This window comes from Aestuariibaculum scopimerae (assembly GCF_059428085.1).
Map to the genome: position 1 here is coordinate 2,584,602 of NZ_CM182089.1, position 21,258 is coordinate 2,605,859.

At 35.9% G+C, this 21,258-nt stretch carries 18 protein-coding genes; 8 read left to right on the top strand and 10 right to left on the bottom strand.

Annotation, left to right across the window (positions count from 1 at the left end; translation table 11 throughout):
- Window positions 1–47 precede the first annotated feature (47 nt).
- From gatB/aspS to AC5SR4_RS11210, 3 genes are read right to left on the bottom strand one after another with little or no spacing between them, the layout of a single operon-like run.
- The gene (gene gatB/aspS / locus AC5SR4_RS11200; RefSeq protein WP_495356334.1) at window positions 48–3,392 is read right to left on the bottom strand and encodes a bifunctional amidotransferase subunit GatB/aspartate--tRNA ligase AspS; all 3,345 of its coding nucleotides are present in this window, start codon (window positions 3,390–3,392) and stop codon (window positions 48–50) included.
- Window positions 3,392–4,792 (bottom strand): amidase family protein, encoded by a 1,401-nt coding sequence (locus AC5SR4_RS11205; RefSeq protein ID WP_495356335.1) that lies wholly within the window; start codon window positions 4,790–4,792, stop codon window positions 3,392–3,394. Before AC5SR4_RS11205 ends, gatB/aspS begins: the two co-directional genes overlap by 1 nt.
- 2 nt (window positions 4,793–4,794) lie before the next feature.
- Entirely contained in the window at window positions 4,795–5,064 is a 270-nt protein-coding gene (locus tag AC5SR4_RS11210; RefSeq protein WP_495356336.1) for a hypothetical protein, read from the bottom strand.
- 605 nt (window positions 5,065–5,669) lie between these two features.
- On the opposite strand from AC5SR4_RS11210, the gene gyrB reads away from it, so the two are divergent.
- From gyrB to AC5SR4_RS11245, 7 genes are all read left to right on the top strand, one after another.
- A complete protein-coding gene (gene gyrB / locus AC5SR4_RS11215; protein ID WP_495356337.1) occupies window positions 5,670–7,619 on the top strand; it encodes a DNA topoisomerase (ATP-hydrolyzing) subunit B in 1,950 nt (649 codons plus the stop codon).
- 152 nt (window positions 7,620–7,771) lie between these two features.
- Window positions 7,772–8,788: a DUF6588 family protein gene (locus AC5SR4_RS11220; protein ID WP_495356338.1), complete on the top strand. Its 1,017-nt coding sequence runs from the start codon at window positions 7,772–7,774 to the stop codon at window positions 8,786–8,788.
- Window positions 8,789–9,031: 243 nt separating this feature from the next.
- Window positions 9,032–9,952, top strand: coding sequence for a malate dehydrogenase (mdh, locus tag AC5SR4_RS11225; RefSeq protein ID WP_495356339.1), 921 nt, complete (start codon window positions 9,032–9,034; stop codon window positions 9,950–9,952).
- A 77-nt stretch (window positions 9,953–10,029) separates the two neighbouring features.
- Window positions 10,030–10,647: a hypothetical protein gene (locus AC5SR4_RS11230; protein WP_495356340.1), complete on the top strand. Its 618-nt coding sequence runs from the start codon at window positions 10,030–10,032 to the stop codon at window positions 10,645–10,647.
- A 177-nt stretch (window positions 10,648–10,824) separates the two neighbouring features.
- Window positions 10,825–13,821, top strand: a complete 2,997-nt coding sequence (secDF, locus tag AC5SR4_RS11235) for a protein translocase subunit SecDF (RefSeq protein WP_495356341.1) — start codon at window positions 10,825–10,827, stop codon at window positions 13,819–13,821.
- A gap of 147 nt (window positions 13,822–13,968) precedes the next feature.
- Window positions 13,969–15,264, top strand: coding sequence for a phosphoribosylamine--glycine ligase (locus tag AC5SR4_RS11240; protein WP_495356342.1), 1,296 nt, complete (start codon window positions 13,969–13,971; stop codon window positions 15,262–15,264).
- Window positions 15,265–15,280: 16 nt separating this feature from the next.
- The gene (locus tag AC5SR4_RS11245) at window positions 15,281–15,724 is read left to right on the top strand and encodes a GNAT family N-acetyltransferase (protein WP_495356343.1); all 444 of its coding nucleotides are present in this window, start codon (window positions 15,281–15,283) and stop codon (window positions 15,722–15,724) included.
- A 26-nt stretch (window positions 15,725–15,750) separates the two neighbouring features.
- On the opposite strand, the gene AC5SR4_RS11250 is transcribed toward AC5SR4_RS11245, so the two are convergent.
- The 5 genes from AC5SR4_RS11250 to AC5SR4_RS11270 form a co-directional block, all read right to left on the bottom strand.
- A complete protein-coding gene (locus AC5SR4_RS11250) occupies window positions 15,751–16,233 on the bottom strand; it encodes a DUF192 domain-containing protein (protein ID WP_495356344.1) in 483 nt (160 codons plus the stop codon).
- A 1-nt stretch (window position 16,234) separates the two neighbouring features.
- The gene (gene lgt, locus AC5SR4_RS11255; RefSeq protein ID WP_495356345.1) at window positions 16,235–17,164 is read right to left on the bottom strand and encodes a prolipoprotein diacylglyceryl transferase; all 930 of its coding nucleotides are present in this window, start codon (window positions 17,162–17,164) and stop codon (window positions 16,235–16,237) included.
- 67 nt (window positions 17,165–17,231) lie between these two features.
- Window positions 17,232–18,344 (bottom strand): peptidylprolyl isomerase, encoded by a 1,113-nt coding sequence (locus tag AC5SR4_RS11260; RefSeq protein ID WP_495356346.1) that lies wholly within the window; start codon window positions 18,342–18,344, stop codon window positions 17,232–17,234.
- Window positions 18,345–18,368: 24 nt separating this feature from the next.
- On the bottom strand, window positions 18,369–18,914 hold the full coding sequence (gldI, locus tag AC5SR4_RS11265; RefSeq protein ID WP_495359179.1) for a gliding motility-associated peptidyl-prolyl isomerase GldI: 546 nt from the start codon (window positions 18,912–18,914) through the stop codon (window positions 18,369–18,371).
- Window positions 18,907–19,926 carry a DHH family phosphoesterase gene (locus AC5SR4_RS11270; RefSeq protein WP_495356347.1) on the bottom strand — a complete coding sequence of 340 codons (1,020 nt, stop codon included), beginning with the start codon at window positions 19,924–19,926 and terminating at the stop codon, window positions 18,907–18,909. Before AC5SR4_RS11270 ends, gldI begins: the two co-directional genes overlap by 8 nt.
- 180 nt (window positions 19,927–20,106) lie before the next feature.
- Between AC5SR4_RS11270 and AC5SR4_RS11275 the strand changes: the two genes are divergently transcribed.
- Complete coding sequence (locus AC5SR4_RS11275; RefSeq protein ID WP_495356348.1) at window positions 20,107–20,526, top strand: nucleoside-diphosphate kinase; 420 nt, start codon at window positions 20,107–20,109, stop codon at window positions 20,524–20,526.
- 105 nt (window positions 20,527–20,631) lie between these two features.
- On the opposite strand, the gene AC5SR4_RS11280 is transcribed toward AC5SR4_RS11275, so the two are convergent.
- Both AC5SR4_RS11280 and AC5SR4_RS11285 read right to left on the bottom strand, forming a co-directional pair.
- Entirely contained in the window at window positions 20,632–20,823 is a 192-nt protein-coding gene (locus AC5SR4_RS11280) for a cold-shock protein (protein WP_495356349.1), read from the bottom strand.
- A 197-nt stretch (window positions 20,824–21,020) separates the two neighbouring features.
- A complete protein-coding gene (locus tag AC5SR4_RS11285; protein WP_042242688.1) occupies window positions 21,021–21,212 on the bottom strand; it encodes a cold-shock protein in 192 nt (63 codons plus the stop codon).
- Window positions 21,213–21,258: the final 46 nt, after the last annotated feature.

Sequence of the window (21,258 nt, forward strand, 5' to 3'; positions counted from 1 at the left end):
AGAATGTTATTAGCGACTGGTTATAGCATAAGCCTCTGTAAATATATTTATTTTTTAATAGCCTTCACGTTCATTTCTTCAATCTTTTTATCTGATAATAGGGAAGGAGCCCCAAACAATAAATCTTCACTGGTGCCAGTTTTTGGGAAAGCCATCACTTCTCTAATGGATGCTTTCTTCTCCAAAATCATCATCAAACGGTCTACACCCCAAGCAATACCACCATGTGGTGGAGCACCATAGTGGAACGATTTATACATGGTGCCAACACTTTTAAGCATGGCTTCTTTATCATACCCCATGTTTCTGTAGGTAGCTTCTAAAATTTCAGGTTTGTGGGCACGCACAGAGCCACCACCAATTTCGTAGCCATTTAGAATTAAATCATACTGTTGTGCAATAATGCTACCAATGGCATCATCATCTCCTTTCATGTGTTTGTCAATATCATAAACGGCAGGCATAGAGAATGGGTTGTGGGTAAAAGTCCAACGTCCTTCATCTGTCTTTTCAAACATAGGAAAATCGACTACCCAAGCTGGTCTTAACTCTTTTGGATTAATTAACTTTAACATACTGCCCAATTCTTGGCGCACCGCATCTAGAGCTTTGTTGGCCGTTGTGTAATCGGCAGCTGAGAAAAATACAATATCCCCCACTTGGGCATCGGTTGCTTTAATAATACCAGCGGCAATGTCTTCACCCAAAAATTTAATAATAGGGGATTGTAAGTCTTGTTCATTAACAATAATATAGGCCAATCCACCTAAACCATGCTGTTGTGCAATGGATGTTAATTTTTCTATTTGTCCTTTTGACAGACGTTTTTTGCCCTGTTCTTTAGCCGAAACTTTAATGCATTTAACAATGCCACCTTCATCAATCGGCTTACTAAATACTTGAAAAGTGGTGTCTTTTACTATGTCTGTAATATCTTGAAGTTGTAGGCCGAAACGCAAATCTGGGCGGTCACAACCGTATTTGTCCATAGCCTCTTTATAGGTAATGATTTCAAACGGACGTAATGTCCATTTGTTACCATATATCTTGGTAACAACCTCATTAAACATTTTGGTGTTTAAATCCATAATTTGCTGCATACTGGAATATGCCATTTCTAAATCCAGTTGCGTAAATTCTGGTTGTCGGTCGCCACGAGAATCTTCATCCCTAAAGCAACGTGCAATTTGAAAGTATTTTTCATAGCCACTTACCATAAGCATTTGCTTAAATTGCTGAGGTGCTTGTGGCAGCGTGTAAAAGAAACCGGCTTGTTTGCGTGTTGGTACAATAAATTCACGAGCACCTTCGTCGGTTCCAGCACTTAAAATAGGTGTTTCTATCTCTAGGAAGTTTTGCTCATCCAAAATATCGCGGATGAGTTTAATGACTTTATGTCTGTTTACAATCACACGACGCACATCATCATTTCTGTGGTCTAAGAATTTGTATTGAAATCGGGTGTTTTCATTTGTTTTTGTGGCACGCTTAATTTCGAAAGGCAAAGTTCTGGAGAGGTTTAAGATATCCAATGTTTTGGCTTCCAGCTCTATGGTACCAGTTCGTAAAGCAGCGTTGTAATCATCTTCTTTACGTTGTACTATGGTTCCAGTAACGGTGATAACCGATTCTGGTTTCAGTCTTACAAGCTCATCTAAGTTGGGGAAGGATTCTCTGCTTAAACGTACTTGGAATTTTTCGGCACTGGAATCGCGTAAATCAATAAAAATTAATTCGCCGTGGTCCCTTACACTAGCTACCCAACCTGCAAACGTAACATTTTCTGAAATGTTTTTTTCTGAAATATCGGTAATGACATGTGTTCTATAGGAATCTTTAATTACCAAAGGAATTTCAGGTAGTGCTTCTTCTTGTGCTTTGTTGGTTGTTGGTTTAGAGATAATGGAATCATTCTCCACTCTGAATTCTGAACCCTGCCTGCCGGTAGGCAGGTCCGAACTCGTAACTTGTTCAAGAATCCCTTCACGAATTACTTTGCCAGAAGCTCCTTTTCCAATAATAGCAATAACTTTTCCAACCAAAATACCAGATTTACCTTGGTTTCCAGCTTTTATGTCGTTAACTATCCCCTCATTTTCTGAAATGACTTTTTGTATGGCATCCTGAATTTGAGTATCTGAAATGGCATGTTCTTTAAAATAGGATTTGTAATCAAAATTGGGATTGGCCAATAACGATTTTATGGCATTTTGCGCCAGTACGGGCGTTACCTTTTCATCTTTAAACAAACTAAATATTTCAATGAAGTCTGAAATATTTTCAATGCTTATATAGTCTTCTGGTTTTATATTGTTTGTTAATGTTTTGGCAACGAATGAAGGCTCCTTAATAGCATCATTAATAGCAACAAATGTTTCAGAACGTAAGGAGTCGGCAGTAAAAAACTTGGCATCTTGGGGCAATACACCACCTTTAATTAAAATAGATTCTACTGCAAACGGTAGGGTGCTAATATCAACATCAATTGACGAAACGGCTTCTTTAATACTTACAAACGGTAAATCGGGTTCAGATATAAACCGATAATCAGCTTCAAACTCTTTTTTACGCATGGTTTTGGTCTGCTTTAAATCGGCATCCCATAATACGGTAGTTTGTTCGGGCCTAAATGCTTTGTGCTCTATGTAATAGTTAAATTGTTTTTCAACTTCTTCTTTCAAGGCATCGACCATAAACTTAAAGGAGTTCAAGTTTTTAATTTCGGTTCGTGGGTTTAAATTGTAACTGTGCTTTTTGCGTAGTGATACAGACACATCCGATTTAAACTCTCCTTTTTCTAAGTTAGCTTCCGATATTTTTAAGTTTTGAACGATACGCTGTATGTATTGTGCATATGTAGAGGCATCTTCAATATGTCGAATACAGGGTTCGGTAACAATTTCTATTAAAGGGACCCCAGCTTTGTTAAAGTCTACCAACGATATGTTTTTCTCGTGCATTAACTTAGCAGCGTCTTCTTCAATGTGTACTTGCGTTAAATTAACAGTGAATTGTGATCCATCATTACGAAAACACGATACTTGCCCATCTGGAATAATAGGGTTGTGAAATTGAGTGATTTGAATGTTCTTTGGGTTGTCTGGGTACTCGTAATGTTTTCTGTCCCAAGAAATCACATCATTCTCAAAGGTTGATTTTACTGCTTTTCCAAAGTAAATAGCCTTAAGAATGGCTTCTTTGTTTATAGCAGGTAAAACGCCCATTTGGCCTGTACATACCGAACAGATATTTTTGTTTGGGGTTTCTATTTCTTGGTTAGGACAAGAACAGAATAATTTGGTTTTTGTATTTAACCGAACATGTGTTTCAAGTCCGATAACCAATTCTAACTCATGGGCTTTTAAAGCAGCATCTAATTGTTCCAGTTCCATTATAGTATGTCTTTTAAGAAGTTAGCAAACTTCAAAACAAGTTCGTCATTTTTTTTAGCGGCTGTAACCTGTAAACCAGTTTCAGTCCCTTTAGGAATAGTTAGCGTAGGCAATTGTCCTAAGCTAAATCCAACGGTATAGGCATCCGATAGGTACATGGCTAGTGGGTCTTTTAAGCTATTGCCAATTTTGGGAGGTGTATTTGGTGTTACGGGCGATAGAATAATATCAACCTCCTTAAAATCGTCTTCAAAATTCTCTGAAATGGCATCACGTAAGGCTAAGCTTTTTAAATAAATTTCATCAGAAAAGCCTTGTGAAAGTACTTGGTTGCCACCAACAATCCTGCGCTTGGTCTCTTCAGAGAAATTTTCAGAGCGTGTAATGGCGTAAGATTCCTTAAGGTTTTTATCCTCAATTCTATTGCCGTAATTAGAGCCATCTAGGCGAGATAGGTTAGAGGCTGTTTCAGCCATAGCCAAGGTATAATAAGTTGAAACAAGAATATCAGATTTAAAGAAATCCAGTTCCTTGATAAGGATTCCTTTGGCCTTTATCTTTTCAATGGTATTTAAAAAATCTGTTTTAATTTTTGGGTCTATGGCATCGTTTTCAATAAAGTCCTTAAAATACCCAACACTTTTAATACCCGAACCATTCAAAATGCTTTCTGCTTTAATGGCTTCAGAAGTGTAAGTGGTTTGGTCTTTGGCATCTTTGCCACTCATGGTATTTAATACAATACGGATGTCTTCAACCGATTTAGCAATTGGGCCAACACAATCAGTAGATGATGCATATGCCATTAATCCGTAGCGAGAAATGCGTCCGTAAGTTGGTTTTAAGCCATATACATGGTTGTAACCGGCAGGTTGCCGTACAGAACCTCCTGTATCACCTCCAATAGAGAATACAGTATAATCTTTAGCAACATTCACGGCAGAACCACCACTAGATCCGCCCCCAACCAATTCTGGATTTAAGGCATTCTTAACGGCGCCGAAAATGGTATTTTCACTAGAGGAACCATGACCAAAGCTATCGCAGTTTTCTTTTACAATGGGGATTGCCCCGGCGTCTAATAATTTTTGAATAGCTGTGGCAGTATAAGCCGATTTGTAATTTTTCAACAAATTGGAACTGGCCGTTGTATAAGTACCTTGAAGCATAAATACATCTTTAATACCAAAAGGGATGCCTTCCAACAATCCAATAGGCTCACCCTGGGCTATTTTAGCATCTACTTTACTAGCTAACTCTAACGCAAAATCTTCCAAAAGGGAATTAACGGTACGGTTGGTGTTAGCTTTTAAAGCCTCTAATTTTTCTTGAATAAGCGATACACAAGAAATTTGTTTAGTTGCTAATTGTTGGTGTATGTTTTGTATCTGCGATTCCATAATTATTCTTCTATAATTTTAGAAACCACTAAAAAGCCTTTCTTTTCTTTAGGGAAGTTTTCAATAATGAGCTGTTTTTCTATGGCAGTACTTTCTATAACCACATCGTCCCTTAAGTCTTCCAAAGACACACAATTATTGTTAGTAGTATTAAAAGCGTTATTATTAGTTGCTTGTGCATTTTTTATCACATCAAATAACTTGTTCACAGCTTCGCTGGGCTGGGCTCCTTTAATACTCGACAAGATGTCGACTGTCATAATTTTACTCATGGCTTTACTATTATAGATTAAAAAAAGCCTTCCAAATTCGGAAGGCTTCATATAATTTTAAACAATAACCTTCCTATCCTAAAGCTTAGGATTATTGAAATTATTATTGTTATTAATTGTCATAAATTCTTTTTTCGACACCAAATATATACAGAATTAATGTATTAAGCATAATTTTTTGTAACATCCTCTACTGTATTATCAAATTAATAAAAAAATGAAAGTTAATTTATTACTTCTTCAAATTATTGGCACTATTACTTATTTTGGTTGCTTATAGCATTAAAATTTGTAGCTGTAAATTGAATTTTTATTCATAAAATTCAAAAGAAAAACACCCATAAGTAAGTTTTAAGCCATTTTGTATTTTTCCCAATTAAAATCTTAAATAAAAAACTCTAAAATCGATTTTAAGGCACTTTTTAGACGATTTAAGGCACTTTTAAGTAATTAACAATTGTTGATAATTATTATTCAAACTCGTTAAAAAGCTTTTTGAAAGCCTTATCATTTCGTATATTTGTTAGTGCTAAAAAATGATGCTTGCGCGTCATTTTTTTATGATATATAAAAACGAAACTAAATTTAATAGATAAAAAATAAATATGAGCGAAGCAAGGGAAGAATTTAACAAACACGGTTATTCGGCTGATAGTATTCAGGCCTTAGAAGGCATGGAGCATGTACGTATGCGTCCTTCTATGTATATAGGTGATGTTGGCGTACGTGGTTTACACCATTTGGTATATGAAGTTGTAGACAACTCTATTGACGAAGCATTGGCTGGGCATTGCAATAACATTACTGTTACTATTAATGAGGATAATTCCATTACAACGGAAGATGATGGACGTGGAATTCCTGTAGATTTACATAAAAAGGAAGGGGTGTCTGCCCTAGAAGTGGTAATGACCAAAATTGGTGCCGGCGGTAAGTTTGATAAAGATTCCTATAAGGTATCTGGTGGTTTGCATGGGGTTGGTGTAAGTTGTGTAAATGCCCTATCAGAGCACTTAAAAGCGACGGTTTATAGAAATGGACAAATTTGGGAACAAGAATATGAAAGAGGAAAGACATTATATCCTGTAAAGCAAATAGGAGAAACAGACAAGCGTGGTACGGTAGTAACGTTTAAGCCAGATTCAACCATTTTTACGCAAACTTTAGAATATAGTTATGACACGTTGGCAAGTAGGTTACGTGAGCTGGCATTCTTAAATAAGGGTATAACCATTCATATTGTAGATAAAAGAAACAAAAAAGAAGATGGTTCTTTTGAAGGGGAGACGTTTTATTCTGAAGAAGGACTTAAGGAGTTTATCCAGTATCTAGATGCTACCAGAGAGCCCTTAATGAACGATGTGATTGCTTTTGAAGGTGAAAAAAATGGCGTACCTGTTGAGGTGGCTATGGTTTATAACACATCATATGCTGAAAACCTACACTCTTATGTAAATAACATCAACACACATGAAGGGGGTACCCACCTATCTGGGTTTCGTCGTGGTTTAACACATACACTGAAAAAATATGCAGACGAATCTGGTTTGCTCAAAAATTTAAAGTTTGAAATTGCAGGAGACGATTTCCGTGAGGGATTAACTGCGATTATATCTGTAAAAGTGGCCGAGCCACAATTTGAAGGGCAAACAAAAACCAAATTAGGAAATAGGGAAGTTTCAGCCTCAGTAAGTCAGGCCGTTTCTGAGATGTTGACCGATTATCTTGAAGAGCATCCTGATGATGCTAAAATAATTGTTCAAAAAGTAATATTAGCGGCTCAAGCACGCCACGCTGCACAAAAAGCACGTGAAATGGTGCAGCGAAAAACGGTTATGAGCATTGGGGGGCTACCTGGTAAATTAAGTGATTGCTCAGAACAAGACCCTGCAAAATGTGAGGTGTTCTTAGTAGAGGGTGATTCTGCAGGTGGAACTGCAAAACAAGGGCGTGATAGAGCCTTTCAAGCTATTTTGCCATTACGCGGTAAAATATTGAATGTTGAAAAAGCCATGACCCATAAAGTTTTTGAAAATGAAGAGATAAAAAACATTTTTACAGCTTTAGGTGTTACCATTGGAACTGAAGAAGACAGCAAGGCATTGAATTTGTCGAAGTTGCGTTATCATAAAATTGTTATCATGTGTGATGCCGATATTGATGGCAGCCACATAGCGACATTAATTTTAACGTTCTTCTTCCGTTATATGAAAGAGCTTATTGAAGAAGGCCACGTTTATATTGCAACACCACCTTTATACTTAGTTAAAAAAGGAAACAAAAAGTCTTATGCTTGGTCAGATAAGGAACGTGATGCCATATCGGAAGAATTTGGAGGTAGTGTAAGTATTCAACGTTACAAAGGTCTTGGGGAAATGAATGCAGAACAACTTTGGGACACCACTATGAATCCTGAATTTAGAACCTTGCGCTTGGTACAAATAGATAATGGTACCGAAGCTGATAGAATATTCTCTATGCTAATGGGGGACGAAGTACCACCTCGTAGAGATTTTATTGAAAAAAATGCCGTTTATGCTAATATTGATGCGTAAATTTTAATAAAATTATACCATTCTTATAACCCTGATATAAAGCTGTCAGGGTTATTTTTTGTATTGTTTCATCGTTTAAATGCAAATTTTTACGATTAAATGTTGTTTGGTGTGGTTTTTTTCATATTTTTGTTCTAACCAAATTAAAAAAAATGAAAAGAATTGCCCTAGTAATGCTGTTGCTTGCAGCAACCATGACTTCAACAGCTCAAAATGACTTAGATGCGCTTTTAGCTGCGGGTGTTGAAGATGCCCAACGTTTTGCCAACGATTATTTAGCACCAGGTACCGATGGCCTCATCTATAGTATGAACGCCAACTGGTTTAATTCAGGTGATGCAAAATCCATTGGAGGTTTTGAGGTTTCTGTTATTATTAATGCAGCTACAGTAAAAGATAAAAACAAATCATTTTTAATGAATACAGACTTGTACAATAATGTACAGTTTGTTCAAGGATCCAGCTCACAAATGGTTGCAACTGCTTTAGGAGAAAACAATCCAGATGTGGTTGTAGAGGTTACTTATGACGATCCTATTTTTGGGAACCAAACCGAGCAAATAACCCTACCAACAGGTTTGGCTTCAGAAAACATCAATATATTGCCAACCGCTTTTATTCAAGGTGCCATTGGTCTTGTTAAGGGTACAGAATTAAAGGCACGCTTTGTTCCTAAAATTAAAACAGATGATGTAACATTTAATATGTATGGTGTGGCATTGCAGCACGAGTTTACCAAATGGTTACCTTCAAATAAATTGTTACCAGTTTCTATATCGGGCTTAGTAGCCTATACACATTTAGATGCTTCTTATGATTTGACAGATTCCTCTATTATTGATGGTGAGGACCAACGTATGGAAAATGCTACCAATACATGGTTAATACAATTAATTGCCTCTACCAAATTGCCAGTTATTAATTTTTATGGTGGTTTTGGATATATTAAAGGGAAGTCAGAATCTGATATGCTAGGTACCTATCGTGTTTCTAATGGTGTTATAACCTCAGAGGAAATTGTAGACCCTTTTTCAGTAAAAAGTAATGTATCTGGAGTAAGAGGAACCATTGGAACAAAATTAAAATTAGGGTTTTTTAGATTGAATGCTGAATACCACCTAGCAGAATTTGATGCTTTTTCTTTAGGTGTTAATTTTGGATTTAGATAATAAAAAGTTTAAAAAAATATAGTTGTTTAGTTTTAGTTAGTTTTTTAGTAATTAGTAATTAAAAAGTGTAAGATTTAATCTTGCACTTTTTTTATTTAGAGTATATAAATTTGTATTTTTGCGTGATTAAAATTATATAGTCCAATCATTTATACCATTTAAATGTAATTCCACTATATAAAACCAAAAAGTATATTTCATAAATACATTCATATAACCAATAAATTTATTAAAAACTAAGACATGAAAGTAACAGTAGTAGGTGCAGGAGCAGTAGGTGCAAGTTGTGCGGAGTATATTGCCATTAAGGATTTCGCTTCAGAAGTTGTTTTATTAGACATTAAGGAAGGCTATGCAGAAGGGAAAGCCATGGATTTAATGCAAACAGCGTCTTTAAATGGTTTTGATACTAAAATTACAGGTGTAACAAGTGATTATAGTAAGACAGCAGATAGTGATATTTGTGTAATTACTTCAGGAATTCCTCGTAAACCAGGAATGACCCGTGAAGAATTGATAGGTATTAATGCCGGTATTGTAAAATCAGTATCTTCCAGTTTAATTGAGCACTCTCCCAATACTATTATTATTGTAGTGAGTAATCCTATGGATACCATGACTTACTTAGTCCATAAATCTACAGATCTGCCTCAAAACAGAATTATAGGTATGGGTGGTGCTTTAGATTCAGCACGTTTTAAATACAGATTAGCAGAAGCTATTGGTGGTCCTATTAGCGATGTTGATGGTATGGTGATTGGAGGCCATAGCGATACAGGTATGATTCCTTTAACACGTCTAGCAACCAGAAATGGTGTGCCAGTTGCCGAATTTTTAAGTGAAGACCGCCTAAATCAAGTAAAAGAAGATACTAAAGTTGGTGGGGCTACGCTTACTAAATTGTTAGGTACTTCTGCTTGGTATGCACCAGGAGCTGCGGTAAGTGGTTTGGTTCAGGCAATTGCATGCGATCAAAAGAAAGTATATCCTTGTTCGGTGTTTTTAAATGGTGAATACGGTCTAAATGATATCTGCTTGGGCGTGCCAGTTATTTTAGGAAAAAACGGCATTGAGGAGATTATAGATATCCCACTAAACGATGCTGAAAAAGCCAACATGCAAGAAAGTGCAGCAGCTGTTAGAAAAGTTAACGAGATGCTATAAAGGCATAATCAACAATTTAAATTAGATATTTATTGTAAAGACTGTAGAAATACAGTCTTTATTTTTATATTTGGCGCATGAAAGCAAAATGGTACTTTGGTGCTTTATTAATTGTATTTACACTCTTAGGGTTATATCAGAATCAAATTTCTGTACCTAACCAAGAGATTGTATTAAAGTTCACAGATACTAGTATTAGTACTGATGAAGCTAAAAGCGCCATTGTAGTTGTTAAAAAACAATTGCAGGCCATTGGTGCTAACTCATTTCATGTAAAGGAACTACAGGACGGCCAATACAAAATCACCTATTACAGTACTACTGATGTTGAAAGCATAAAGGGCATACTTTCTAAGAAGAGAAACCTTGAAATAGGATATTCTGATAATGATACGCACGGAAACACTTCAAATGTCCCTGCTAATAAAAAGCCAAAAAACTATAAACTTGATGTTTTTGAAATCCATAAAGCCAATGACCTAGACTCAGGTTTTGGAGGGAAATGTGTTACCAACATCAAGCAGGATTACGACCGATTTTACAATCCCAATGTCTATTTTATAAATAATGGCATTGATACTAGGGAAACTAATAATATTGAAAAAGTTGCATTTAAACTTTTTAAGAATATTGCGTTTGCTATAAACAATACTTCACGAAGCATACCAGAGGTTAGGGCAGGGCCTATTGCCTAGGTTTTTGTCGTTTTGACCAAAAGGAAAAATCTCATTAGTTGTAATAGAGCAGTTAGTGAAATTTTAAAAGTACCGGGTTAAGCCCCCAGTATATTACAATGATTTAAATAACCAAAAAACAATACGTCAGACTGAAACAGTTCATACCTGTTGTCTAACAACATAAAAACAATAAACATGCAAAACAAAGGACTAGTAAGACTATTTGCTGTATTATTCGGATTAGTTAGTATTTATCAACTCTCTTTTACGTTTAAAGCAAATCAAATTGAGCGAAATGCCGAGGAGATGGCAATTAATAAAATCCCTGATACTGAAGACGATTATCGTGCTAAACGAAGTGCAGAAGAGACCAATTATTTAGAATCGATAGCTACCGATACCGTGTTTAATATCGGTATTGCAAAATTCACCTATAATGATGTGAAAGCCAAAGCCATGAATTTAGGTCTTGACCTAAAAGGTGGTATTAATGTAATTTTGCAGGTATCTGTAAAGGACATCTTAAAAGGCTTGGCCAACCACACAAAAAACCCTGTGTTCAACAAAGCATTGGATGATGCTTCTGAAATGCAGAAAAATAGCCAAAATACTTATTTAGAAGATTTCTTTATTGCTTTTGATGCTATTAAAGGAGATACTAAATTAGCATCTCCAGATATTTTCTACACCAAAGCATTGGATGGAGAAATTGATGGTAGCATGACAGATGATCAAGTTAAGAGCGTAATTGCAACAAAGATTGATGAATCTATTGTTTCTGCGTTCGAGGTATTGCGCAAGCGTATTGACGAATTTGGTGTTACTTCGCCAAACATACAGCGTTTAGGAACCTCTGGTCGTATTCTAGTAGAGTTACCAGGTGTTAAAGATGTAGAAAGAGCAACTACGTTGTTACAAAGTACAGCCCAGCTTGAGTTTTGGGATGCTTACAAAGGTGAGCAGTTTTTTAACTTTTTAGGTCAAGCCAATGAAGTTTTAAAGGATGTAGTAGATACTAAAGTTGATGAAACGACTGAACCTGAAAGTCAAGATGAAGAGGATGCAACAGACTCTCAAATTGATGATTTATTGGGAGATGCCACTACCGATTCTACAGCAGTTGAAACGGTAAACCCTATTTTTGATTTGATTCGTGGACAAGGCTATCAAGGAGGTCCTATTATCGCTAAGTTTGAAATTAAAGATAAAGAGAAGGTGCTTGAGTATTTAAACATGCCACAGGTAAGAGCTTTATTGCCGGCAGAAATGCGTTACACCAAATTTGCATTTGGTAAGCCCGAAAAAGATAGTGAGCTTGTTGATTTGTATGCATTAGTAGGTAATAGAGATAATACACCAGAGTTAAGTGGTGCGGTAGTAACCGATGCCCGTAATGCTTTTGGACCTACAGGTAAACCAACGGTATCTATGCAAATGAATGCCAAGGGCGCTAAGATTTGGGAACAAATGACAGGTAAGGCTTATTCGCAAGGAAGTCAAATAGCCATTGTTCTAGATGATATTGTGTATTCTGCACCGGGTGTAACAACAGGGCCTATCTCTGGAGGAAGTTCAGAAATTTCAGGAAACTTTACCTTAAATGAAGCAGTCGATTTAGCAAATGTTTTAAGAGCAGGTAAATTACCGGCATCGGCCGATATTATTGCCAGCGAGGTGGTAGGGCCATCTTTAGGTCAAGAAGCTATTGATAGTGGTACCATGTCTTTTATCATAGCATTGGTATTGGTATTGGTATGGATGGTTGTTTATTACGGAAAAGCTGGAGGCTTTGCCGATATTGCTATGGCATTCAACATTCTTTTAATATTTGGTATTTTATCAGGATTGGGAGCAGTGCTAACCTTACCGGGTATAGCAGGTATCGTTTTAACCATTGGTATGTCGGTGGATGCTAACGTACTTATTTTTGAACGTATTCGAGAAGAAATAACCAAGGGTAAAGGCCAAAAAGAAGCTATACAGGACGGTTTCAGTAATGCGTTGTCTTCTATTTTAGATGCCAATATTACAACCGGTTTAACCGCATTAATCTTATTTGTGTTTGGAACAGGGCCAATTAAAGGTTTTGCTACAACTTTACTTATAGGTATAGGAACTTCTTTATTTACGGCCATTTTTATTACCAGATTAACTGTAGATTGGTATATAAACAAGGGTGGTAAATTAGACTTTGCTACTGTTGCAACTAAGAACTTATTTAGAAACATTAATATTGAGTTTTTAAGAAAACGCAAAGTAGCCTATATTGTTTCTGGATTGGTTATAGTATTAGGTTTAGGATCTTTAGTTAGCGTTGGTTTAGACCAAGGTGTCGATTTTGTTGGAGGTAGAACCTACCAAGTACGATTTGCACAAGATGTAAGTGCTACCGAGATTACAGGTAAATTAGTAGATGCCTTTGGTAGTGCCGATGCTAAAACTGTAGGGGCCGATAACCAATTGAAAATCACAACTAAATATAAGGTGAACGAAGCAGGGGCTGAGGTTGATGAAGAAATCAGATCTATGCTATACAATGCCTTACAGCCTTACTTAACAGGGATTACCTACGAAGAGTTTATAGATAACTCTAATGTAAATAAACAGGTTGGTATTATGGAGCAGTTTAAGGTTAGCCCAACCATTGCCGATGATATTAAGCAAGCCTCTTTCTGGGCTATCTTAGGATCGTTAATTGTGGTATTCTTATACATCTTATTCCGCTTTAAAAAATGGCAATACTCCCTTGGTGCTGTTGCAGCGGTATTCCATGATGTATTGATTGTATTAGGGGTATTCTCTTTAACTTATAAGTTTATGCCGTTTAGTATGGAAATAGATCAGGCTTTTATTGCTGCTATTTTAACGGTAATAGGTTACTCGTTAAATGATACCGTGGTTGTGTTTGATAGAATTCGTGAGTATTTTAATGAGCATACATCATGGGAGTTTAATCGTGTTGTAAATGAATCTTTAAGCAGTACATTAAGTAGAACATTAAATACCTCGTTAACTACGTTGGTGGTGTTATTGGCCATCTTTATTTTTGGTGGTGATTCTATTAGAGGATTTATGTTTGCTCTTATTATTGGTGTAATTGTTGGTACGTATTCATCGTTGTTTATAGCAACACCTGTAATGTACGATAGTGTAAAACGATTAGAGGGTAATAAGAAAGAAAAAGAGCGCTAAATTTATTTCAGCTTCTCTAATAAAAAAAGGTGCCATATGGCACCTTTTTTTATTATCAACAGCTTGATACAACAAATCGTTTTATTATATACATTTGCCTAAAACAAAACCACACATGTTTTATAACTTAACCTTTATATTTTTCACTTGAAAACAAAACAGCAGGGGTACAAAAAATTCCTTTTTGTATCACGTTGGGGCGAATCATTGGATATTGTATACGCCATTAAACTAGAGGGACACCACGTTAAATTATTTATTGAAGACAAGGCTTCGAAAGAGATTGGTTATGGCTTTGTAGACAAGGTTAACCATTGGGAAAAGCACATTGACTGGGCCGATATTATTGTATTCGATTATACGGGGTATGGAGAAAAAGCTACTCAATTACGTAATGCGGGTAAATTGGTAATAGGTGGTACAGTATATACCGATAATCTGGAACTTGATAGAAATTTTGGTCAGGCCGAACTTCAAAAGCACAAAATAAAGGTATTGCCCTCTAAAGAGTTTACCTCTTTTAAAGAGGCTATAAACTATATAGAATTAAACCCCAATTCGTATGTGTTGAAGCCTTGTGGTGAGACCCAAGAACTAAAACAATTGCTGTTTGTTGGTAGTGATGACGAGGGACAGGATGTAATTAGAATCCTAAAAGCCTATGAAAAATCTTGGGGCGACGATTTTGGAAATTTTCAGTTGCAACGCAAGGTAAAGGGTGTAGAAATATCTGTTTCTGCTTTTTTTAATGGTCATGATTTTATTTATCCTATCAATATCACATTTGAGCATAAAAAGTTGTTTCCTAAGGAGTTGGGGGTTTCAACAGGTGAAATGGGGACGAGTATGTTTTGGACCAAGGATTCTCCCATTTTTGATGCAACACTGTTAAAGTTTAAGGATACCTTTGCCAAACATCAATTTGTTGGGCACATAGATATTAACTGTATTGTAAATGGCAATGGTATTTATCCTTTGGAGTTTACTTCCAGGTTTGGGTATCCGCAAGTATTCATCCAACGGGCCGGTATTAATGAGCCCTTGGGAGATTTATTCTATAAACTTGCATCTAAACAGAAGTTTAAGATACATGTTAAAAAAGGATTTCAAGTGGGAGCGTTTATTGTAGTGCCACCGTTTCCTTATGAGGATAAAAAAACATTTAATCTCTTTTCTAAGGATGCCGTGGTGGTATTTAAAAAAAATAACAAGGAAGGTGTGCACCCCATGCATTTAAAGCTGGTAAATGATGAGTGGCTTATTACTGGTAATACAGGTATTGCCGTTTTGGTTACGGGTATTGGTAATACCATGAAAGATGCCCAAAAAATGATGTATAACCGGATTGGTAATGTTATTATTAATAACGCTTATTATAGAACGGACATTGGTGATCGTTGGACTGAGGATTCTGATAAACTTTGGTCCTGGGGTTTGTTGTAACTAATTACAATGCAGCATGACTTTTAAGTGCACGACAGATTATCAATCATTTTTCAATATCCTGCCTAAAGATTGGCAAGAGAGTATTTTGCCTATATGGGAAATGTATAAGAAAACGACCTCATGCTATTTGCTTAAAGATGGCGAAGCCATTGTTGCAGGAGGCTTAATGTTTACCACTTGTCCGCCCGATATGCTATATGCAAAAGAGGAGTCCAATAGCTGGCTAAAGAAAGGCTATAAGTATTTGGGGTTTATATATGTTATTGAAACCCGCAGAAACCAAAACCTGGGTTCTATATGGCTAAACCATATAAAAGAAACCCTCCCAAATACAAAATTCTGGCTAACCATTGAAGATCCCCATTTGGACGCATTTTATGTAAAAAATGGATTTACCCGAATCAAATCATTGTATAATGAAGGGGTGGAAGAGGGGTTGTATATTTTTCCGTGTTAAATCTTACAACAAATGTTTATTTCCTATCAAAAGCTAACACGATCCCCAACAGATAACCCCCAAGCATCAGACATTCCAGCATTCACCTCTAAAACATATTTTGCTGGTGCATTGGATGGTAATGAACTTTCGTTAAATGGTTGGGCCTTTTTTTGAAAACTTACAATGTTTTTTTTATCATCAATATAAATGATGTCTAAGGGTATTCGGGTGTTTTTCATATAGAAGTAACGTTCTCTAGTATCATCAAAAACAAATAACATCCCCTGATTTTTTGCCATGGAATCGCGGTACATTAATCCTGTTTGAATATCAAAATCGGTGTCGGCAATTTCAATATCTATTATTACCGTAGTAGAATCAGATTTATGAATGGTTAAGGTGCCTTCCTTTTTAAATTCAACTTTGGTTTGTGTAACTACTTTTTTATCGTTTTTGCACGAGCTGCTACTTAGGGCTACAATAGCCATTAAGCCAAGGGTTGTTATCTTTAATTGCTTTAAAGACATGTTATTTAACGGGCGATTTGGGTTTATATACAAACATAAAATACAGACCGATTAAAATAAACGGGATACTAAGCCATTGCCCAGTATTAAGGCCAAACCAATTGATGTATTCTTCACCTTGTGGTTCTTTAACAAATTCTATGAAGAAGCGAATGGTCCATAACAGAATTAAAAACAAGCCAAATAAGAAACCTGTTTGGTCTTTTTTTATTGTTTTTGAATAGAAATACCAAAGTATTAAAAACACAAATATGTAGCAGAATGATTCGTATAATTGCGCAGGGTGCCTATAAGGTACGGCTTCCAATAGGTTTTGGAACTGCGGATTATTAGTTACTGCGTTGTAGGCTTCTTGAACATCTTTTATGCCCGTTAGCTGTACAATTTGATTTTTATAATATTCATCTTGAATAAACCGAACCCCTAGCGAGGAATCGGTTACTTTACCAACTATTTCTGAATTGATAAAGTTTCCTATTCTTATAAAAACAGCTCCAGAGGCTACCGAAATCACCACGCGGTCTAAAATCCATAGCAATGATTTGTACTTATATTTTCTTCTGTACAAGTACATACCTATAATGATGCCTATGGCTGCGCCATGACTGGCCAGTCCTTGAAAACCTGTAAACTGTATACCGCCTTTAAAACTAAAAGGTAAAAAGATGCTAAAAAAATCTTCTGAGATCAATTCAGATTGGTAAAATAGTACATGCCCCAAACGCGCCCCAATCATGGTTGCTAAAACCGTATAAATAAATAAGGGGTCTAAATACTCCAAAGACACTTTTTCTTTTGTAAAAATGCGTTTCATGATGTACCAGCCCAGAATAAATGCGATTACCCACATAAGGCTATAAAAATGCAATTTAAAGTCGCCAACGATGTTAATGCCAGATATTGGGTTCCAATCAAATTTTAATAGATGCATGGTTTTTAGTTGTTAGTGGTTAGTTGCTGGTTGTCGATTGTTTTCATATCTTATTCTTGAGTCTAATCTACAATAATTCAATAATTTCAATTTCAAATATCAAGTTGGTTTTTGGAGGTATATTTCTGTTGCCTGTTTCGCCATAAGCTAAATGGTAGGGCACAAATAGGGTAGCTTTATCACCTACATGCAATTGTTTTATACCTTCTTTAAGTCCTGAGATCATGCGTGCATTCGGACTAATATCTGCTTTAATGGGCTGGTATTGGTCGGTTGCTTTTCTACGCTCGTTGACCGCATCTTGGGCTTCGGCAATTTCCAATTTACTGGTTTCTAAAAAGGTACCGTTGTCATAATACACGGCATAGTGAACCAATACTTTTGAAATTTCGGTAAGCTTTTTACCGGTTCCTTTTGCTGTTACAGTATATTTTAAGCCCGAGGGCAATGTTAGGGTTTGGGCTTCCTGGCCATTAAATTTTTCTAGATTGGCTTTTCTAAGGGCCTCAGCTTTAGCCACTTTTTCTTTTTCTTTTCTTTCTACCTCGGCAAAATGCTTGCTAAATGTATCTGCCGCCTCAAAGGCATTGGCATCTTTACCTTTTCTTATAATATTCAATTCCTCTAAAACCACATCTTTTAAAGGTTTATCATTGCCATCGGTTTTTACATTTGAAATGCTGTCCAATACGTCTAAACCAATTACCAACTCACCAAATACAGTATGGCGCTGATCTAGATGGGGCGACGGGACTTCTACAATAAAAAATTGGCTTCCGTTAGTATTGGGGCCAGAGTTTGCCATAGATAAAATACCAGGTTTGTCATGCTTTAATCCAGGAACAAATTCATCTATAAATTTATAACCAGGGTTTCCCGAACCTACACCTGTTGGATCGCCTCCTTGAATCATAAAACTATCAATAACCCGATGAAAAATGGTGCCGTTATAGAATTTTTTATCTCTGTATATACTATCTACCATCTTGTTGGTGCCTTCGGCCAACGATGTAAAGTTGGCTACGGTTACAGGCGTTTTATCGTAGGCTAATTTGGCTACCATAACACCTTTAGAGGTAATAAATTCGGCATACAAACCATCTTCTAGGTCTGGATACTGTGCTTTGCAAGACGTTAATGCCAACAAAGCTACCGCAAAAAAGATTTTAAAGGAATTCATTAGTGAACACATCACAAAATTGGTTTAATCTATTTGACCTTGACTAATTGAATTTAAAGTTACTTTACAAATTAAAGGCGTATTGCTACCTATTTTATTTTCATCACCATAATAGCCATAAGCTTTTTGCGAAGGAAACAAAAATGTTACAGTTTCACCTGTTTTCATAAGTTTTAAACCTTCACGCAGCCCTGTAAACAATTCTTCTTTGTCTATGGTATAGGTTTGTGTTTTAATATCTTCTATCGAGTATATTAATTTACCGCTAAAGGTTTTTACATCGTAGTTGTAGGTAACAATATCACCAAAATTAGGGGTCTTTAAGGTGTCTATATCTGTTTTTATGTTATAATAGTACCAAAAACCACTTTCGGAGGCAATGTATTCATTATCTTTTTGTTGGGCCATGTACTTATCTATAAGTGCCTGTTCTTTAGCATTTAGCTTTTTATTGCGCTCTACAGAGGCATCTATAAACGAGCCGGTTTTTACAGATACAGGCCTGCGTGCTTCGGGAGATTTACACCCTAAAGCAAGAAGTAAAAGGGTTAATATGAGTAATCTATTCATCATTTAGGGCTTTTTTATAGCTAGGCAATATACTAATAAATTTTTCAACAGTGTCTTTTAAAGATAAATGACTTTTACCGCCTGCAGCATTTATATGGCCCCCGCCATCAAAATAGTTTCGCGATAGCTCGTTAACAGAGAAGGCACCTTTAGAGCGCAATGATATTTTAATAATCCCCTCCTGTTTGTCTTCTATAAAAATAGCTGCTAGTATAATATTTTCTATAGATAGCCCATAATTCACCACGCCTTCGGTATCGCCTTTTTTATAATCGTATTTGTTTAACTCTTCCTGGGTAAGTGTTATGTAGGCCGTTCTATATTCTGGGATAACTTTTAAATTGGTTAATGCACAGCCCAACAACTGTAAGCTTTGGTAGCTGTTTGTATCATAAATATTATTGTGTATTTGTGCATTATTGGCGCCTTTTTCTATCAGGGCGGCTATAATTTTATGGGTATTGCTGGTAGTGGAAGGGAATCTAAAGGACCCCGTATCAGTCATAATACCAGTATATAGGCATGTTGCTATATCGTCATCTATCAATTGGTTGTCGCCAAGCATGTTTATAAAGTGGTATACCATTTCACAGGTAGAACTCTTTGTTACATCACTATATGTATAATCGGCATAGCCATTGGGCTCTTGGTGGTGGTCTATCATAATCTTAACGGCCTTGCTCTCCGTTAGTATAGCTTCCATATTTCCCGTTCTGTGCAAGGCATTAAAATCTAATGTAAAAATAATTTCGGCAGCCTGTATAAGTGCTTGGCAGGTTTCGGTTTGCGCGTCGTATTTTAATATGTTTTTTTCACCTGGAATCCACTTTAAAAAAACAGGATAATCGTTGGGGGATATTACCTGTACATCATGGTTTAACTTTAAAAGATAAAGGTATAACCCTAGTGTGGAGCCTATGGCATCACCATCGGGATTTTTATGGGGCACTATAACTATCTTTTTTTTAGTTGATAACAGCTGTTTTATGCTATTCGTATCATGTTTGTTCATAGAAGACGAATATACAATTTTTTTAAAATTAGAAGGGCTTGTTTTTAATGATAAATACCTTACTTTTGCAGCGCAATTATAAGGAGGTTTGTTAATCTGTTTTTCCAACCATATGGTATTGGTTTTTTAAGAAAGCAAGTTTGCAAATCATTTAAACGATACATATTTAAAAAATATAGAATGGCAACAAATAGAACTTTTACAATGATAAAGCCAGATGCTGTAGAGAATGGGCACATTGGCGCAATACTAGAAAAAATTTCAGCTTCAGGGTTTAGAATTGTAGCAATGAAATTAACCCAAATGACCAAAACAGATGCTGAAACTTTTTATGCAATACATAATGAGCGACCATTTTTTGGTGAGTTGGTTGAATATATGACCCGTGGCCCCATTGTAGCTGCTATTTTAGAGAAAGAAAATGCGGTTGAAGATTTTAGAACCTTAATTGGTGCGACCAATCCTGCTGATGCTGCCGAAGGCACCATTAGAAAGCTGTATGCAATTTCCATTGGCGAAAATGCAGTACATGGTAGTGATAGTGATGACAATGCTGCTATTGAAGGCGCATTTCATTTTGCTGGTAGAGATATGTTTTAAGAGAGATTCTTCGCTTCCTGAATGACAAAGAACTGTTTTGAATGAAAAAATAAACCCCTGCCAATAGCAGGGGTTTTGTGTTTTAAAAAAATTAAATAGTATATATTAAATTACTTTTACATTTACTGCGTTTAATCCTTTTTTACCTTCTTTCAGTTCAAATTCAACGGTGTCGCCTTCACGAATTTCGTCAATTAATCCTGAAATGTGAACAAAATGTTCCTTTTGTGAACCTTCTTCAATAATAAAACCAAAGCCTTTGGCATCGTTGAAGAATTTTACTGTTCCTGTACTCATTTTACTTAAATTATTAATTATTAATACTATAAATGTAATGTAAAATATTTTTAAAAAACGAGTATTTATTGAAATATTTTTTAGAATTTTTTAAATAGTTTGAAATAATTATAAGGGCAAGTGGTTTTAGTGCTAAGAAAAAAAGACCGTCTAAAACTAGACGATCTTCTTTTTTTGTAATTGTTAAAGTATATGTATTAGATTACTTTTACGTTTACGGCGTTTAATCCTTTTCTACCTTCTTGTAGATCGAATTCCACGGCATCACCTTCACGAATTTCATCGATTAGTCCTGAAATGTGTACGAAATGTTCTTTGTTGTTGTCATCTTCAACTATGAATCCAAAACCTTTAGAATCGTTGAAGAATTTTACGGTACCTTTACTCATTGTATTTATTTATAAAAATTTAAGCAACAAATGTAATATAAATAAT